General features: G+C 62.3%; 15 protein-coding genes. 6 read left to right on the plus strand and 9 right to left on the minus strand.

Annotated features, from left to right (window positions below):
• Nucleotides 1-45: 45 nt before the first annotated feature.
• Entirely contained in the window at nucleotides 46-711 is a 666-nt protein-coding gene (gene msrA / locus AC2FNS_RS16200; protein ID WP_496711018.1) for a peptide-methionine (S)-S-oxide reductase MsrA, read from the plus strand.
• Here msrA and AC2FNS_RS16205 read toward each other — a convergent pair.
• Both AC2FNS_RS16205 and AC2FNS_RS16210 read right to left on the minus strand, forming a co-directional pair.
• Complete coding sequence (locus AC2FNS_RS16205) at nucleotides 708-1,580, minus strand: ribokinase (RefSeq protein WP_496797665.1); 873 nt, start codon at nucleotides 1,578-1,580, stop codon at nucleotides 708-710. The two genes, msrA and AC2FNS_RS16205, sit on opposite strands and share 4 nt — an antisense overlap.
• 4 nt (nucleotides 1,581-1,584) lie before the next feature.
• Nucleotides 1,585-3,840 (minus strand): NADP-dependent malic enzyme, encoded by a 2,256-nt coding sequence (locus tag AC2FNS_RS16210; protein WP_496681606.1) that lies wholly within the window; start codon nucleotides 3,838-3,840, stop codon nucleotides 1,585-1,587.
• A gap of 160 nt (nucleotides 3,841-4,000) precedes the next feature.
• Here AC2FNS_RS16210 and mutS point away from each other — a divergent pair, with 160 nt between their 5' ends.
• On the plus strand, nucleotides 4,001-6,616 hold the full coding sequence (mutS, locus tag AC2FNS_RS16215) for a DNA mismatch repair protein MutS (RefSeq protein WP_496711068.1): 2,616 nt from the start codon (nucleotides 4,001-4,003) through the stop codon (nucleotides 6,614-6,616).
• 58 nt (nucleotides 6,617-6,674) lie between these two features.
• On the opposite strand, the gene AC2FNS_RS16220 is transcribed toward mutS, so the two are convergent.
• Nucleotides 6,675-7,238, minus strand: a complete 564-nt coding sequence (locus tag AC2FNS_RS16220; protein WP_496681609.1) for a nucleotide exchange factor GrpE — start codon at nucleotides 7,236-7,238, stop codon at nucleotides 6,675-6,677.
• A gap of 10 nt (nucleotides 7,239-7,248) precedes the next feature.
• Nucleotides 7,249-8,313 (minus strand): heat-inducible transcriptional repressor HrcA, encoded by a 1,065-nt coding sequence (gene hrcA, locus AC2FNS_RS16225; RefSeq protein WP_496681612.1) that lies wholly within the window; start codon nucleotides 8,311-8,313, stop codon nucleotides 7,249-7,251.
• A 113-nt stretch (nucleotides 8,314-8,426) separates the two neighbouring features.
• On the opposite strand from hrcA, the gene rph reads away from it, so the two are divergent.
• The 4 genes from rph to AC2FNS_RS16245 are packed head-to-tail and all read left to right on the plus strand — an operon-like array spanning nucleotide 8,427 to nucleotide 11,251.
• A complete protein-coding gene (gene rph, locus AC2FNS_RS16230) occupies nucleotides 8,427-9,140 on the plus strand; it encodes a ribonuclease PH (RefSeq protein ID WP_496681615.1) in 714 nt (237 codons plus the stop codon).
• The gene (rdgB, locus tag AC2FNS_RS16235; RefSeq protein WP_496681617.1) at nucleotides 9,137-9,751 is read left to right on the plus strand and encodes an RdgB/HAM1 family non-canonical purine NTP pyrophosphatase; all 615 of its coding nucleotides are present in this window, start codon (nucleotides 9,137-9,139) and stop codon (nucleotides 9,749-9,751) included. The genes rph and rdgB overlap by 4 nt, the downstream gene beginning before the upstream one ends.
• The gene (gene hemW / locus AC2FNS_RS16240) at nucleotides 9,741-10,895 is read left to right on the plus strand and encodes a radical SAM family heme chaperone HemW (RefSeq protein ID WP_496803913.1); all 1,155 of its coding nucleotides are present in this window, start codon (nucleotides 9,741-9,743) and stop codon (nucleotides 10,893-10,895) included. Before rdgB ends, hemW begins: the two co-directional genes overlap by 11 nt.
• A 2-nt stretch (nucleotides 10,896-10,897) precedes the next feature.
• Nucleotides 10,898-11,251: a YbaN family protein gene (locus AC2FNS_RS16245; protein WP_496681622.1), complete on the plus strand. Its 354-nt coding sequence runs from the start codon at nucleotides 10,898-10,900 to the stop codon at nucleotides 11,249-11,251.
• On the opposite strand, the gene AC2FNS_RS16250 is transcribed toward AC2FNS_RS16245, so the two are convergent.
• Genes AC2FNS_RS16250 through mnmE form a run of 5 tightly spaced genes read right to left on the minus strand, consistent with a single transcriptional unit; the run spans nucleotide 11,241 to nucleotide 16,741 of the window.
• Entirely contained in the window at nucleotides 11,241-12,137 is an 897-nt protein-coding gene (locus tag AC2FNS_RS16250; RefSeq protein WP_496711020.1) for a ParB/RepB/Spo0J family partition protein, read from the minus strand. The genes AC2FNS_RS16245 and AC2FNS_RS16250 overlap by 11 nt on opposite strands.
• 20 nt (nucleotides 12,138-12,157) lie before the next feature.
• Nucleotides 12,158-12,961 (minus strand): ParA family protein, encoded by an 804-nt coding sequence (locus tag AC2FNS_RS16255; RefSeq protein WP_490360036.1) that lies wholly within the window; start codon nucleotides 12,959-12,961, stop codon nucleotides 12,158-12,160.
• Nucleotides 12,954-13,577 (minus strand): 16S rRNA (guanine(527)-N(7))-methyltransferase RsmG, encoded by a 624-nt coding sequence (gene rsmG / locus AC2FNS_RS16260; protein WP_496711021.1) that lies wholly within the window; start codon nucleotides 13,575-13,577, stop codon nucleotides 12,954-12,956. The genes AC2FNS_RS16255 and rsmG overlap by 8 nt, the downstream gene beginning before the upstream one ends.
• Nucleotides 13,574-15,442, minus strand: coding sequence for a tRNA uridine-5-carboxymethylaminomethyl(34) synthesis enzyme MnmG (gene mnmG / locus AC2FNS_RS16265; protein ID WP_496711022.1), 1,869 nt, complete (start codon nucleotides 15,440-15,442; stop codon nucleotides 13,574-13,576). The genes rsmG and mnmG overlap by 4 nt, the downstream gene beginning before the upstream one ends.
• A gap of 12 nt (nucleotides 15,443-15,454) precedes the next feature.
• Nucleotides 15,455-16,741 carry a tRNA uridine-5-carboxymethylaminomethyl(34) synthesis GTPase MnmE gene (mnmE, locus tag AC2FNS_RS16270; protein ID WP_496711023.1) on the minus strand — a complete coding sequence of 429 codons (1,287 nt, stop codon included), beginning with the start codon at nucleotides 16,739-16,741 and terminating at the stop codon, nucleotides 15,455-15,457.
• Between the last annotated feature and the right edge of the window lie 23 nt (nucleotides 16,742-16,764).

Here is a 16,764-nt window from a genome sequence, read left to right on the forward strand (position 1 = left end):
AGCCCCCCCAATGCGCGGCAGCCTGAGGCGGAAAGGAGGTCCGCCATGACCCGTTGCCTCGACCAGATCAAGCTGACCCTTCTGTTTGCGCTGATTGCGCTGGCGCTGATCCTGCGCGCTCAGCCGGCCCCGGCGGCCGGGACCGAGACGCTGACCGTGGCGGGCGGCTGTTTCTGGTGCGTCGAAGCCGATTTCGAGTCCGTACCCGGCGTGATCGAGGCGGTTTCGGGCTATTCCGGCGGCACGACCCCGAACCCCACCTACAGCCAGGTCACGAGCGGCGGCACCGGCCATTACGAGGCGGTGCAGATCACCTTTGACCCGGCCCGCGTTTCCCGTGAAACTTTGCTGAACCTGTTTTTCCGCTCGGTCGATCCCACCGATGCCGGAGGCCAGTTCTGTGACCGGGGCGAAAGCTATCGCACCGCGATTTTCGTCTCTAACACAGGCGAAAAAGCTTTAGCCGAACGTAGCAAAACCGAAGCGAATCGTGCGCTTGGTCAGGCCATCGTGACTCCGATCCTGCCGCTTGGGGCGTTCTATCCGGCCGAGGCCTATCACCAAGACTACTACAAGGGCAAAAAACTGGTGTTCACCCGGTTCGGGCCGAAACGCCAGCTGAATGCCTACAAGGCGTATCGCAAGGCCTGCGGCCGCGATGCGCGGGTCCGGCAGCTGTGGGGCAGCGCCGCGCCGTTTGCCGGATCTTAATCCAACACGGCTTCGCGCACCTCTTTCAGGTCCGGAATGACGTCTGCCGTGCCGGGCCGCATCACCATCAACGCCGCCGCCCGGTTGGCTTGGGTGATGGCCTGCGCCATCGGCATCCCCCGGTCCATTCCGGCCAGGACATATCCGGTAAAGGTGTCCCCGGCCCCGGTCGTGTCCACGGCCTTGACCTTGTGGGCGGGAAACTCAACCGCCGACTGGCCGCGTTGATGATATCGGGCGCCTTTTGACCCCAGCGTGACGATCACATGTTCGACCGGCAGATCGGCCGGGGCCAGCCCCGTGGCCTGTTGCAGCTGGGCCGCCTCGACCTCGTTCAGGATCAGGAAATCCAGACAGGGCAACACCGCCTGCACTGCCGGCGCGCTGAAGGGGGCTGCGGCATAGCACACCGTCAGACCCCGCTCGCGGCCCAGCTTCGCGGCCTCGGCCTGTGCGGTGGTCTCGTTCTGGAAAACCAGAAGATCGCCCGTGTCAGAGTCTGTCAGCGCGGCGGAAACCTGATCGGCCCCGATCGCGTGGTTGGCGCCGGGGTACAGGATGATCAGGTTTTCCCCCTGCGCATCCACGGCGATGATCGCATGGCCCGTGGGCTGATCGACCTGCGCGATGTGCCGCGTGTCGACCCCGTATTCGGTCAACCGGTCGCGCGCCCACAGCCCGTCGGACCCCACGGCGCCGATGTGGCGCACATGCGCCCCGGCCCGTGCCGCCGCAACAGACATGTTCGCACCTTTGCCGCCCAGAAACCGCTGCAACCCGCTGGCCGCCAGGGTTTCACCCGGCGCCGGCAGGTGCGGCAGCGCATAGACCGTGTCAGCATTGATCGAGCCAAGGTTCCAGATCGCCATTAGATCACGCCATGTCGCACGAGGCCAGGATGGCCATGTTCAGGATGTCATTCGCGGTCGAGCCGGTCGAACAGATCTGGATCGGCTTGTCGATGCCGGTCAGGATCGGGCCGATCACCGTGGCCCCGGCCATTTCCTGCATCAGCTTGGTGGAAATCGACGCCGAGTGCCGCGCAGGCACGATCAGGATGTTGGCCGGCCCGGTCAGGCGGCAGAAGGGATAGGCCTCTTGCTGGTGGGCGTTCAGCGCCACGTCGACGGTCATTTCGCCTTCGTATTCGAAATCGACGCCGCGCGCCTCCAGCACTTGTGGGGCCTTGTACAGCTTTTCGGTCCGCTCGGACACCGGATACCCGAAGGTCGAGAAGCTGACAAACGCCACCCGAGGCTCCAGCCCCATGTGGCGGGCAACCGTGGCGGCGCGTTCGGCAATCGTCGCCAGATCGTTCTCGTCGGGCCATTCATGCACCAGCGTGTCGCCGATCAGCACGATCCGGCCCTTGTGCAGCAGCGCGGTGATCCCGGCAGCGCCATGGGCGGCGTCGGCGTCGAACACATGGCTGATGCGGTCCAGCACATGCGCCGACTTGCGGGTGGCCCCGGTCACCAGACCGTCGCCATGCCCATGCGCCAGCATCAGGGCCGAGAACACATGCCGGTCGCGCGCGGCCAGGCGGTGGATGTCCTTGCGGTCAAAGCCTTTGCGCTGCAGTCGCTGGTACAGAAAGTCCTTGTAGGCATCGAGATGCGTGGTGTTGGCGGCATTGACCACCTCCAATTCGCGCACCGCGTCGCCCAGACCGGCGGCTTCCAGCTTGGTCTTCACGTCGTCGGGCCGGCCCACGACCAGCGCCTTGCCGAAGCCCGACCGCTGATACATCACCGCCGCCCGCAGAACCCGCGGATCGTCGCCCTCGGCAAAGATCATCCGGCTTTGCGCCGCGCGGGCCCGGGCGTTCAGGCCGCGCAGGATGCTGGCGGTCGGGTCCATGCGCGACTTGAGGCTCAGCTCATAGGCCTCCATGTCGATGATCGGCCGCCGGGCCGCGCCGGTGTCCATCCCCGCCTTCGCGACGGCGGGCGGAATGCGGTAGATCAGGCGCGGGTCAAACGGCGTGGGAATGATGTAGTCGCGCCCGAAGGTCAGCGATTTGCCATAAGCCAGCGCCACCTCGTCGGGCACATCCTCGCGCGCCAGACGGGCCAGCGCGTGGGCGCAGGCGATCTTCATCTCGTCATTGATGGCGCGGGCGTGGATGTCCAGCGCCCCGCGGAACAGGTAGGGAAAGCCCAGAACGTTGTTGACCTGGTTGGGGTAGTCGCTGCGCCCGGTGGCCACGATGGCGTCAACGCGCACCTCGTGTGCCTCTTCCGGGGTGATTTCCGGATCGGGGTTGGCCATGGCGAAGATCACTGGATTGTCAGCCATGCTGGCGACCATCTCTTGCGTGACCGCGCCCTTGACGGATACGCCCAGGAACACGTCGGCGCCTTTCATGGCCTCTTCCAGCGTGCGCAGCTCGGTCGCAATCGCGTGGGCCGACTTCCACTGGTTCATGCCCTCGGTCCGGCCCTGATAGATCACACCCTTGGTGTCACAGACGATGCAGTTTTCATGCCGGGCACCCATCGCCTTGAGCAGTTCGATACAGGCGATCCCCGCTGCCCCGGCCCCGTTGAGGACGATCTTCACATCCTCGATCTTCTTGCCCGAGATGTGCAGCGCGTTGATCAGCCCCGCCGCACAGATCACCGCCGTGCCGTGTTGATCGTCGTGAAAGACGGGGATGTCCATCTCTTCCTTCAGGCGCTGTTCGATGATGAAGCACTCGGGCGCCTTGATGTCTTCCAAATTGATGCCGCCGAAGGTCGGCCCCATCAGCTTGACCGCGCGGCAGAATTCGTCCGGGTCTTCGGTGTCCAGCTCGATATCGATCGAGTTCACGTCGGCGAAGCGCTTGAACAGGACGGATTTACCCTCCATCACCGGCTTGGACCCCAGCGCGCCCAGATTGCCCAGCCCCAGAACCGCCGTCCCGTTCGAGATCACGGCCACGAGGTTGCCCTTGTTGGTATAGTCATAGGCGGTCTCGGGGTTTTCCGCGATGGCTTCACATGGAACCGCCACGCCGGGGCTGTAGGCCAGCGACAGATCGCGCTGCGTGGTCATGGGAACGGTGGCCTGCACCTCCCACTTTCCGGGGGTGGGTTCCAGGTGAAAGGCCAGCGCCTCTTCTTTGGTGATCTTCGCTTTGGGCATTTTGACGGTCGGTTCCATGGCTTCGGGGCTTTTCGCCTCATACCGCAGGCGGGGGCGCGCCTCAACGACTATGCGATTTCACCTTTCGTCGCGGTTGGTGGATTTGTAAGGTCGCGCCGGAATACGCCAGAGGGGAGCAGCCTTGTCCAACGTCACGCCGATGATGGCGCAATACCTGGAAATCAAAGAGGCCCACAAAGACGCCCTGCTGTTCTATCGCATGGGCGATTTCTACGAAATGTTCTTCGAGGACGCCGTGAACGCCGCCGAGGCGCTGGACATCGCCCTGACCAAGCGCGGCAAGCATAATGGCGAAGACATCCCGATGTGCGGCGTGCCGGTACATTCGGCCGAGGGCTATCTGCTGACGCTGATCCGCAAGGGCTTTCGCGTCGCCGTCTGCGAACAGATGGAAAGCCCGGCCGAAGCCAAGAAAAGAGGCTCTAAGTCAGTGGTAAAGCGCGATGTGGTGCGCCTTGTCACCCCCGGCACCCTGACCGAAGACGCCCTGCTGGAAGCGCGCCGCCACAACTTTCTGGCCGCCTATGCCGAGGTGCGCGACGAGGCCGCGCTGGCCTGGGCCGACATCTCGACCGGGGCGTTTCACGTGATGCCGCTGACCTCGGTCCGGCTGAGCCCCGAGCTGGCCCGGCTGGCCCCGTCCGAGCTGATCGTGGCCGATGGCGCCGAGTTTAATCTGCGCGACACGGTCGAAGATCTTGGCATCGCGCTGACCCCCATCGGGCGGGCCAGTTTCGACAGCACTGCGGCAGAAAAACGCATCTGCGGGTTGTTTCACGTGGGCACGCTGGACGCGTTCGGCAGCTTTGGCCGGGCCGAGATCTCGGCTATGGGCGCGCTGATCGACTATTTGGAAATCACGCAGAAGGGCAAACTGCCGCTTCTGCAGACGCCGATGAAGGAATCCGAGGATCGCGTCGTGCAGATCGACGCGGCCACCCGCCGGAACCTTGAACTGACACGGTCCTTATCGGGCGGACGGGCCGGATCGCTGCTGTCGGTGGTGGATCGCACGGTGACCCCGGGCGGCGCGCGCCTGTTGGAACAACGCCTGTCCAGCCCCTCGCGCAATCTGGACGTGATCCACGCGCGGCTGGATGCGGTCGATTTTGCCGCCCAGGACAGCCTGATCGCCGCCGATCTGCGCGAAGCCTTGCGCAAGACGCCCGATCTGGACCGCGCCCTGTCGCGCCTGTCGCTGGAGCGCGGCGGCCCACGCGATCTGGCCGCGATCCGCAATGGGCTGACCCAGGCGCAGGCGATTGCCGAGATCTGCGCCGGTCAGGACCTGCCGGTGCTGCTGGCAACCGCGGTTCAGAACCTCGTGGGCTTCGACAACCTGCTCGACCTGCTGAATCAGGCGTTGGTCGCCGACCCGCCGTTGCTGGCGCGCGATGGCGGCTTCATCGCGCCGGGTTTCGACGCCGAACTGGACGAAGCCCGCACCCTGCGCGACGAGGGGCGCTCGGTCATTGCCGGGTTTCAACAGAAATACGCCGAACACACCGGCATCGCCTCGCTGAAGATCAAGCACAACAACGTGCTGGGCTATTTCATCGAAACCACGGCCACCCATGCCGAAAAGATGCTGAACCCGCCGTTCAGCGAGACCTATATCCACCGCCAGACCACCGCCAACCAGGTGCGGTTCACCACGGTTGAGCTCAGCGAGATCGAAACCCGCATCCTGAACGCCGGCAATTTGGCATTGGAGATCGAAAAGCGGCTCTATCAAAGGCTTTCTGACGAGATTCTGGCGCAGGCTGCCCGCATCAACCAGGCCGCGCGCGGGCTGGCCGAGCTGGACCTGACCACCGCGCTGGCCGATCTGGCGCGGGGCGAAAACTGGTCCCGCCCACAGGTGGACGGCTCGCGCGCCTTCGACATCGTCGCAGGCCGCCACCCGGTGGTGGAGCACGCGCTGCGCCAGCAATCCGGTGATGCCTTCATCGCCAATGACTGCGACCTCAGCGCCGAGGAAGGTGCGGCCATCTGGCTGCTGACCGGGCCCAACATGGCCGGTAAATCGACCTTCCTGCGCCAGAATGCGCTGATTGCGCTGCTGGCACAAATGGGCAGTTTCGTTCCGGCCGAGCGCGCGCATATCGGGCTGGTCAGCCAGCTGTTCAGCCGCGTCGGCGCCTCCGACGATCTGGCGCGGGGGCGATCGACCTTCATGGTGGAGATGGTGGAAACCGCGGCCATCCTAAATCAGGCCGATGACCGGGCGCTGGTGATCCTCGACGAGATCGGTCGGGGCACCGCCACCTATGACGGCCTGTCCATCGCCTGGGCCACGCTGGAACATCTGCACGCCGCCAACCGCTGCCGCGCGTTGTTCGCCACGCATTACCACGAGCTGACCGCGCTGGCCGGCAAGCTGGATGGCGTCGAAAACGCCACCGTCGCGGTCAAGGAATGGGAGGGCGAAGTGATCTTCCTGCACGAGGTTCACAAGGGCGCGGCCGACCGCTCCTATGGCGTGCAGGTCGCGCAACTGGCCGGCCTGCCAGCTTCGGTCGTCGAGCGCGCCCGCGTGGTTCTGGACCAGTTGGAAAAGACCGAGCGCGAGGGCGGCAAGCAAAAGGCGCTGATCGATGATCTGCCGCTGTTTTCCGCCGCACCGCCCCCGCCGCCACCGGCTGCGAAGGCCTCACCGGTCACCGATATGCTGGACCAGATCCTGCCGGACGACCTAACCCCCCGCGAGGCGCTGGACCTGATCTACAAACTGAAAGAGGCGGCCAGATCCTGAGCGCCCCTTCATCTTTTCCCAAATACTCTCGCCGAAGGCATGCGCCCTAGGGCGCGTTTCAGCTTGCCGGAGTGGAAGACACGCCAACCTGCGCCGGACGCAGCAGGCGGTCATGCAACATGAACCCTTCGGCCGAAACCTGGATGATCTCGCCCGCCTTGGTGCCCGGCACCGGGGCCTCGAACATGGCTTCGTGCACGTTCGGATCGAACTTGTCGCCAACCTCGGGCGCGATCACCTCGATCCCGTGTTTCTTGAACACGTCCTTGAGCATGCGCATCGTCAGTTCGACGCCTTCGATCAGACCGGCGGCAACTTCGCGCTGCTCGTCGCTCGCGGCCTCGAGCGCGCGCTTCATGCTGTCATAGACCGGCAGCATGTCACGCGCCAGCTTGGACCCGCCATACTGTTCCGCCTCGCGGCGGGCCTTGTCGCCGCGCTTGCGTGCGTTTTCCGCATCCGCCAAGGCGCGCATGAACTTGTCGCGCAGTTCGTCACGCTCGGCCTTCAGGGCATCCAGTTCCAGCGCTTCCTCGCTGATCTCGGCCAATTCCTCGGCCAGTTCTTCCGCCTCGGCAGTTGCAATGTCGTCCAGAAATTCTTCGTTCTTCGGCTCTGCCATCTTTTATCCTCTAGCTCCGGTCGGAAATCAGCTTGCCGACCAGCTGCGCCGTATAGTCCACGATCGGCACGATCCGCCCATAGTTCAGACGGGTCGGCCCGATCACGCCAACGGCGCCGATTATCTTTCGATCAGCGTTCATATAAGGAGACACCACCAAAGAGGAACCCGAAAGTGAGAAAAGTTTGTTCTCGGAACCTATAAAAATGCGCACGCCTTCACCTTCTTCGGTCAATTCCAGGAATTCGGCGATATCGCGCTTGCGCTCAAGATCGTCGAATAGGACCCGAATCCGCTCCAGCTCTTCCTCCTGACCGGTGTCGCCCAGCAGATTCGCCCGCCCGCGCACGATCAGCCGCGCCGAGTCCGTCTCGTCGCCCTCCCAGGCCGCAAGGCCGCTTTCGACCAGCTCGCGCGCCAGCACGTCGATCTCCTGGCGGCGCGCGGCAATCTCGGTCTGGATCATGCGGCGCACATCGGACAGCGTGCGGCCCTCGATCAGGGCGTTGAGGAAATTGGCCGCCTCGCGCATCGAGCTGGGCGTCTGCCCAGGCGGCGGCGTGAACAGACGGTTTTCCACGTGCCCGTCCGAGAACACCAGAACCACAAGCGCCCGATCATGGCCCAAGGACACGAATTCGATATGCTTGATCTCGGCCTCGTGCTTAGGCGTCAGAACCAAAGACGCTCCGCGCGTCACGTTCGACAGCGCCGCGCCGACCCGGTCGAGCATGCCGCTGACGTCGCCGGCGTTGCTGCCCAGGGTTTCGTCCAGCTTCTGCCGGTCTTCCTCGCCCAAGTCGCTGACTTCCAGCAGCCCGTCCACGAACATGCGCAGCCCCATCTGGGTCGGCACCCGCCCGGCGCTGACATGGGGGCTGTCCAACAGGCCCAGAAATTCCAGATCCTGCATAACGTTGCGTACGGTTGCTGCGCTGACCTTCTCGCTCAGCGACCGGGTCAACGTCCGGCTTCCGACCGGCTCGCCGCTTTCGAGATAGTTCTCGACGATCAGCCGGAACACCTCGCGCGACCGGTCATTCATCTCGTCCAGAATTTTACTCGCTTCACTCATCGGCGATCCTTTTGCTGGATGGTCATTAAATAGCTGCCAACAGAAAGGTCAATCGGGGTTGCATCGCTGCCGCGCCGGGCGGTATCCCCAAGCCAGCAGACAAAGGATATCTCATGCGACCCTCTGGACGAGATTTAAGCGAAATGCGCCCGGTTTCAATCGAGACCGGGTTTACCAAACATGCCGAAGGTTCCTGCTTGATCAAGATCGGCGACACCCATGTTTTGTGCACCGCCACGATCGAAGATCGCGTGCCGCCCTTCATCAAGGGGTCGGGCCTGGGCTGGGTCACCGCCGAATACGGCATGCTGCCGCGCGCGACCAACACCCGGATGCGGCGCGAGGCCGCCAGCGGCAAACAGGGTGGCCGGACCGTTGAGATCCAGCGCCTGATCGGCCGCGCCTTGCGCGCCGGGGTGGATCGCGTCGCCCTTGGCGAACGCCAGATCACCGTCGACTGTGACGTGCTGCAGGCCGATGGCGGGACCCGCTGCGCCTCGATCACCGGTGGTTGGGTCGCGCTGCGGCTGGCGGTCAACAAGCTGATGAAGGCCGGCGACGTGATCACGGACCCGCTGGTCGATCCGGTGGCGGCCGTATCCTGCGGAATCTATGCCGGCCAGCCGGTTCTGGATCTGGATTACCCAGAGGACAGCGAGGCTGGCGTCGACGGCAACTTCATCATGACCGGCTCCGGCAAGCTGATCGAGGTGCAGATGAGCGCCGAAGGTTCCGTCTTCAGCCGCACGCAGATGGACCATCTGATGGAATTGGCCGAAAAAGGCGTGTCCGAGCTGGTGGCCGCGCAACGGGCTGCCACCGCATGACCCGCCGGTTTGAAGGCGATCGGCTGCTGGTGGCCACGCACAACAAAGGCAAGCTCGAGGAGATGGCCCATCTGCTCGAGCCCTTTGGCGTGACGGTCGTGGGCGCGGCTGAGATGAACCTTCCCGAACCCGAAGAAACCGAGGACACGTTCGTCGGCAACGCGCGCATCAAGGCCCACGCCGCCGCCCGGGCCACCGGCTTGCCCGCCCTGTCCGACGATTCCGGTATCACCATCGATGCGCTGGACGGCGCGCCGGGCGTGTACACTGCCGACTGGGCCGAAACCGGAAATGGCCGCGATTTCCTGATGGCCATGACCCGCGCCCATAACGAGCTTGAGGCGCGAAACGCCCCGCATCCACGCACGGCCCAATTCCGCTGTACGCTGGTTCTGGCCTGGCCCGACGGCCATGACGAGGTGTTCGAGGGCGTAGCACCCGGTCATCTGGTCTGGCCGATCCGCGGCAAGGACGGGTTCGGCTATGACCCGATGTTCGTTCCTGAAGGATATGACCAGACCTTTGCCGAGATGGATCGGTGGGAAAAGAACAAGATCAGCCACCGCGCCCGCGCGGTCGAGCTGTTCGTGAAAGGCTGCTTTGGCGGATGATTGGCGCAACGGGGGCTTTGGCCTGTACGTGCACTGGCCCTTTTGCGAGGCCAAGTGCCCCTATTGCGATTTCAACAGCCATGTTTCCAGAAATATAGATCAAAAACAATGGCTTGACGCATACCTGTCCGAACTGAAGCGATCTGCGGCCGAAACCCCCGACCGGGTTCTGAATACGATCTTCTTTGGCGGTGGCACCCCGTCGCTGATGGCGCCCGAAACCGTCGCCGCCGTGATCGACACCGCCCGCAGCCTTTGGCGGCCCGCCAATGACATGGAAATCACGCTCGAGGCCAATCCCGGCTCGGTCGAGGCCGGACGGTTCGCCGCCTATCGCGATGCCGGTGTGAACCGGATCTCGATGGGCATTCAGGCGATGAATGACGAAGATCTGAGGCGGCTGGGCCGCATCCACAGCGTGGCCGAGGCACGTGCCGCCTTCGACATCGCCCGCACCTGTTTCGACCGGGTCAGCTTTGACCTGATCTATGCCCGCCAGTACCAGACGCTTGAAGCCTGGCGCGCCGAGCTGACCGAGGCACTGTCGATGGCGATCGACCATCTGTCGCTGTACCAACTGACCATCGAGGCAGGCACCGCATTCGGCGACCGCTATTCGGTCGGCAAGCTGCGTGGCCTGCCCGAGGACGATAACGCCGCCGACATGTATCTGGCCACGCAAGAGATCTGCGAGGCCCGCGGCATGCCCGCCTACGAGGTGTCGAACCACGCCGCCCCCGGGGCCGAGTCGCGGCACAACCTGATCTATTGGCGCTATGGCGATTATGTCGGCATCGGACCGGGCGCCCATGGGCGGATCACGGTGAACGGCCAACGGATCGCAACCGAAACGCATCTGGCACCGACCGCGTGGCTGAATGCCGCCGAGCAGGGAAATGGCGAGAAGCTGCGGACCCCACTGACCGCTGAAGAACAAGCGAACGAATACCTCATGATGTGTCTTCGATTGACGGAAGGTCTAGATATGGACCGTTTTAGCCGTTTAGCCGGGCGCTCTTTGCCGCAGACCAAACTGGACTATCTGCAGGAGATCGGAATGATCACCCAACAGGAAAACCGTCTGGCTGCCACCGCGGACGGCCGCGCCGTTCTGAATGCGGTGATCCGAGAATTGCTGGAGTAGAGATGCACTATCTGTGGGCCACATTGGGATTGCTCTGCGTCGCGCTTGCGATGGTCGGGGTCGTCCTTCCCTTGGTGCCCACGGTTCCGTTCCTGCTGCTGGCGGCGTTTTTCTTCGCGCGGTCCTCAAGCCGGTTGCACACTTGGCTGCTGACGCATCGCACCTTCGGCCCGCTGATCGTCGACTGGCAGAGCTCGGGTGCGATCCGGCCGGCGGCAAAAAAGGCGGCAACCCTGTCGGTCGCCGCCGTCTTTGGCCTGTCCGTTCTGGTTTCGGTTCCGGTCCATGTCCTGATCATTCAGGCCGTGACCCTGGGCGCGGTCATGATCTTTATCTGGTCACGCCCTAGCGGCTGAGCTTGGCACAGAGATCATCCAGCTGGTCCAGGTTTTCATAGGTCAGCACGACCTGCCCCGTCTCGGTTCCCGGCTTGTGGTTGATGACCACCTTCATCGCCAGGATCGCGGACAGGTCCTTTTCCAGCGCCCGCGTGTCGGCATCCTTGCCCGCGTACAGGTTGCGGGAGCGCGGCGCGGGCTTGTCCGTGTTGCTCTGCTGTTGCTTTTTGACCAGAGCTTCGGTCGCCCGAACCGACAACCCCTCTTTGACCACGGTCTTCGCCAACTCGGACGGATTTTCCGACGTAATCAGCGCGCGGGCATGTCCGGCCGACAATTTTCCTTCAACAACAAGGGTTTGAACGTCTCCGGGCAGTGACAGCAGTCGCAACAGGTTGGCAATGTGGCTACGGCTCTTTCCCAGGGCTTCGGCCAGTTTCTCTTGCGTGTGTCCAAACCGATCCATCAACTGTTTGTAGCCTGCGGCCTCTTCCACGGCATTCAGATCGGCGCGCTGGATGTTTTCAATGATGGCGACTTCCAGCACCTCGGTGTCGTCGAACTCGCGCACGATGACCGGAATGTCATGCAGTTGCGCCATCTGCGCGGCGCGCCACCGGCGTTCACCGGCGACGATCTCGTATTGGCCGCCCTCGACGGGACGCACGATCAGGGGCTGGATGATGCCCTTTTCCTTGACCGAGGCGGCCAGCTCGTCCAACTGCTCTTGCGAAAAAGTGCGGCGCGGCTGGTTGGGGTTGGCCCGCAGCTTTTCGATCGGAACTTTCATGTCCGGTCGACGCGGCGCGGCAGATACCTGCCCCTGCGGATCCTGCGTGACATCCGCCATCAAAGCGGACAACCCGCGCCCCAGCCCCCTGGGTTTTGCCTTTTTGGCGCTCACTTCGCCCTCCTGACAGCCGTTCAGACAGCCATTTTCTTGTTCTTCTGCATGATCTCGCGCGCCAGGTGTCGATAGGCCATGGCGCCCAAAGACCCCGAGTCATACTGCAACACCGGCATCGCAAAAGACGGTGCCTCGCTGACCCGGACGTTTCTGGGTATCTTGGTTTTAAATACCATCTCGCCCAAGTTGTCACGCGCGTCCTTTTCGACTTGCCGGGACAAGTTGTTGCGGTTGTCATACATGGTCAACACAACACCTTCGATTCTGAGATCGGGATTCGCGGTCTGACGAACCTCGCGGATCGTCAGCATAAGTTGCGACAGACCTTCCAACGCAAAGAACTCGCTCTGCAATGGGACCAGAACAGAATGCGCCGCGACCATCGCGTTAACCGTCAGAAGGTTCAGCGACGGCGGGCAGTCGATCAGGATGAAATCCAGCCCAAAGGCATCAATGGCCGGCTGGCGCAGAGCATCGTGCAGAAGATAGCTGCGTTTTTCATTCGAAATCAGTTCGATATCAGCCGAGCTCAGATCGACGGTCGCCGGAATGATGTACAGGTTTTCCAGCTCGGTTTCCTGCACAACCGCTTCCAGCGGCGCCTCATCGAGAATCAGGTCATAGGTCGTCCAATCCCGGTCCTCGACCCCCAGGCCCGTGGACGCGTTGCCTTGCGGGTCCAAATCGACCACGAGCACCTTGCAGCCCGCTTCGGCCAAGCCGGCTGCCAGATTGATTGCCGTCGTCGTCTTTCCCACCCCGCCTTTTTGGTTGGCCACGGCGATAATCCGAGGTCCGGCCGGGCGCGACAGATCAACCACGTGAGACTCCTTTGATCTTGAGGATGACAGCCTGAGCTTCAGTCAAACTTTTAATCGGCTCGGCGTCGAATTTCCATTCCCGCTGCGCATCCTCCAGCTCTTTTTTCCAGATGGCACCTTTCGGGAACAGTGCAACGCCGTTTTTTTGCAAATGCCTGTCACAAAAAGACAAAAGCGTCATCAGATCGGCCAAGGCTCGGGCCGACAGGACGTCGGCATTCAGCGGGTCCGCCAATTCGATTCGCCTGATGATGACCGAACAGTTTGCACCTGTCTCGCGTATGACCGTCCGCAGAAAGGCCGATTTTCGTTGATCGCTTTCGACAAGGGTAAACCGTGCCTGGGGCTGAGTCTCAATGGCCATGACAGCGCAAACGAGGCCCGGAAAGCCCCCGCCGCTTCCAAGGTCCACCCAGTGGTCAAATTTTTCCACCTGACGAAAGACTTGAACCGAATCCAGAATGTGACGCGACCATGACTCGGCCAGTGTGCTGCGAGACACCAAGTTAATTCTGGGATTCCATTTTTTCAACAGATCGACATATAGGCGCAGCCGATCGAATGTTTCACGTGAAACACTCAAGCTGTCAGGCGTCGGTATGAAACTGGAGGTCATGCGTGCCGCGCTTTTTGATCCCGGCGGAGCTTTGCAAGAACCAAAGTCAGAGCAGCAGGCGTCACACCTTCGATCCGACTGGCCTGCGCAATGTTGGCTGGACGCGCTTGAGTGAGCTTCTGCTTCATCTCAGAAGATAGCCCGTCTAGCGCGAAGTAGTCGAAATCCATTGGGATTTCATAGGCTTCATCCCGCTTCAATGCTTCAACATCCTTCTGCTGACGCGCAATGTAGTTCGCATACATCGCGTCACGCTCAATCTGCCGCCTGATATCATGTTCAACATCCTCCAGCCCATCGACCAAAGGCATCAGGTCTTCGAAACATACCGATGGGAAAGCAAGGATCGCCATACCGTCACGCCGATTTCCATCCTGGTTGACGTCAATTCCCACGGATTGAATTTGCTTTGGTGTGAAGGTTTGGCCGGAAAGCTTCTGCTTTACCGTGTCCAGTTCTTCCATCTTATTTTCAAATGCCGCCCGGCGCGTCTCGCTCACGCACCCGATCTCCAGACCAACAGGTGTCAACCGTTGATCGGCGTTGTCCGCGCGCAGCGACAGGCGGAACTCGGCCCGGGACGTGAACATCCGATAGGGCTCTGCAACACCGCGGGTGGTCAAATCATCGATCATCACGCCGATATAACTGTTGGAACGGGTGAAATGGACCGGCTCTCGCCCTTTGACGGCCAACGCGGCGTTCAGACCGGCAACCAGTCCTTGCGCCGCCGCCTCCTCATATCCTGTGGTACCATTGATCTGACCCGCAAGATATAGGCCTGGGATATCCGGCAGCGACAAAGATGCCGTCAATACGCGCGGGTCGATATAGTCATATTCGATCGCATAGCCGGGCTGAAGGATCTCGGCACTTTCCAATCCTTTGATCGTCCGGACGTATTCAACCTGTACATCCTGAGGAAGCGACGTCGAAATCCCATTGGGGTAGATCGTGTGGTCGTTGACGCCTTCGGGCTCGAGAAAAATCTGATGCGAGTCCTTTTCCGCAAAGCGCACGATCTTGTCCTCGATCGACGGGCAGTAGCGCGGGCCAACGCCTTCGATATGACCACCATACATGGCCGAGCGCTTCAGGTTTTTCTCGATGATGTCATGGGTACGGCTGTTGGTATGGGTGATCCCGCACGCGATCTGCGGCGCTTCTACCGCCTTCGACAAGAAGGAAAACAAGGTTGGGTCGGGATCCCCTTCTTGGCGCTCCAGCCCGCTCCAGTCAATTGTACGCCCATCCAGGCGCGGCGGGGTTCCGGTCTTCAAACGGCCCATCGGAAGGTCATAGCTGTCAAGACGTTCGGCCAACCTGACCGAGGGCCGGTCGCCCATGCGTCCGCCAGGGCGCTGGACATCGCCGATATGAATCACGCCCCGAAGGAACGTGCCAGACGTCAGGATCACAGCTTTCGCCGGAATCTCCGAACCATCGCCCAGAACAACCCCGGCTACACGCGGTCCATCCATCCGGAAATCAACGACTTCGCCGGTCACGACGGTCAGGTTTTGGCGCTTCCGTGTTTCCGCTTGCATGGCCGCCCGATACAATGCCCGATCAGCCTGAGCGCGTGGCCCCTGAACGGCAGGCCCCTTGCGGCGGTTGAGCAGGCGAAACTGGATGCCGGCCCGGTCCGCGACGCGGCCCATGACTCCGTCCAAGGCATCGATCTCGCGGACCAGATGACCCTTGCCCAACCCTCCGATGGCCGGGTTGCACGACATTACACCGATATCCGTCTCGGACAGCGTGACCAGCGCTGTATTCGCGCCCATTCTCGCGGCGGCATGAGCGGCCTCGGCACCGGCGTGGCCGGCCCCGATTACCACGACATCAAACTGTGAATGTTTCACGTGAAACACTCCCTATTTCCCAAGACAGAAGCTGGCGAAAATCTCGTCCAGCAGGTTTTCGACATCGACCCGGCCCACAAGGGACTCCAGCGCGCGGATGGCAGTGCGCAATTCTTCCGCTGCAATATCATATAGGTCAGGACCCGATTCCAGAACCTTCAACGATTCGGTCAAAGCCGCAGAAGCGCGCTGCATGGCGCTTCGATGGCGTTCTCGTGTCGCGATTCCAGATGTTGCGGTTCGTTCGCGCAGAACACGCGATATCTGGTCTATCAACCGATCGACGCCCTGCCCGGTCTTGCCTGAAACACCGGACTCGGATTCGCCGCGCAGATCGGATTTCGGCAGAACGTGGATATCTCCGGGCTGAAAAGCGATTCCCAGCTGATCGGGATCTTCGGTCAGAAAAACCCGCAGATCAGCCTTGTCCGCCCTGTCCCGCGCCAAAGCAATGCCCAGACTTTCGACATGATCCCGGGTTTCTCGCAAGCCGGCCGTGTCCAGCAAAGTCACCGGCAAGCCGGCCAGATCCATCCGAACCTCGATCACGTCGCGCGTGGTGCCGGCATATTCCGAGGTGATCGCAGCATCGCGTCCGGCCAAGGCATTCAAGAGCGTTGATTTACCGGCATTCGGCGGCCCCACGATCGCCACCTCGAAACCGGTCCGAATGCGCTCGGCAATTCTCACCCCACGCGACTCGCGGTCCAGATCCACCATCACCCCGGCAATCAACTGCCGCACCTCGGGCGTCACATCTGTGGGAACCTCCTCGTCGGCAAAATCGATCACCGCCTCAAGCAGCGAGGCCGCCCGGATCAGGTCACGCCGCCACCTTTCAGCCAGGTTCCCCAACTCTCCGGCCAGGATTGTCTGGGCCTGTTTGCGCTGCGCCTCGGTTTCCGCATCGATCAGATCGGCCAGGCCCTCCACCTGGGCCAGATCCAGTTTGCCGTTTTCGAGCGCACGCCGGGTGAACTCGCCGGGCTCGGCCATCCGCAACCCATCCATGTCGGCCAGTGTGCGCAACACGGCGTTGACCGCGGCCGTACTGCCGTGGATCTGAAGTTCGGCCACGTCTTCGCCGGTGAAACTGGCCGGCCCTTGAAAGGTCAGCACCAGGCCATCGTCCAGGCGCGAGCCGTCAGGCGCAAGAAATTCGCGCACCCGCATCCCGCGCGCCGGCAAGTCACCGCCCGACAAATCCGCCGCGGCCCGATGCGCCAATGGCCCGGACAGACGGATGACCGCCACACCTGCTTTGCCCTGCGCGCTGGCCAAGGCGAATATCGTATCCATTCAAAGGCCCCGCGTCCGTGACA

The sequence above is a fragment of the Ruegeria sp. BHSA191 genome (assembly GCF_059613325.1).

Bases quoted from the DNA above. Each gene is read 5' to 3' on its own strand.
- msrA (WP_496711018.1), top strand. From the start codon at position 46: ATGACCCGTTGCCTCGACCAGATCAAGCTGACCCTTCTGTTTGCGCTG.
- AC2FNS_RS16205 (WP_496797665.1), bottom strand. From the start codon at position 1,580: ATGGCGATCTGGAACCTTGGCTCGATCAATGCTGACACGGTCTATGCG.
- AC2FNS_RS16210 (WP_496681606.1), bottom strand. From the start codon at position 3,840: ATGCCCAAAGCGAAGATCACCAAAGAAGAGGCGCTGGCCTTTCACCTG.
- mutS (WP_496711068.1), top strand. From the start codon at position 4,001: ATGATGGCGCAATACCTGGAAATCAAAGAGGCCCACAAAGACGCCCTG.
- AC2FNS_RS16220 (WP_496681609.1), bottom strand. From the start codon at position 7,238: ATGGCAGAGCCGAAGAACGAAGAATTTCTGGACGACATTGCAACTGCC.
- hrcA (WP_496681612.1), bottom strand. From the start codon at position 8,313: ATGAGTGAAGCGAGTAAAATTCTGGACGAGATGAATGACCGGTCGCGC.
- rph (WP_496681615.1), top strand. From the start codon at position 8,427: ATGCGACCCTCTGGACGAGATTTAAGCGAAATGCGCCCGGTTTCAATC.
- rdgB (WP_496681617.1), top strand. From the start codon at position 9,137: ATGACCCGCCGGTTTGAAGGCGATCGGCTGCTGGTGGCCACGCACAAC.
- AC2FNS_RS16245 (WP_496681622.1), top strand. From the start codon at position 10,898: ATGCACTATCTGTGGGCCACATTGGGATTGCTCTGCGTCGCGCTTGCG.
- rsmG (WP_496711021.1), bottom strand. From the start codon at position 13,577: ATGACCTCCAGTTTCATACCGACGCCTGACAGCTTGAGTGTTTCACGT.
- mnmE (WP_496711023.1), bottom strand. From the start codon at position 16,741: ATGGATACGATATTCGCCTTGGCCAGCGCGCAGGGCAAAGCAGGTGTG.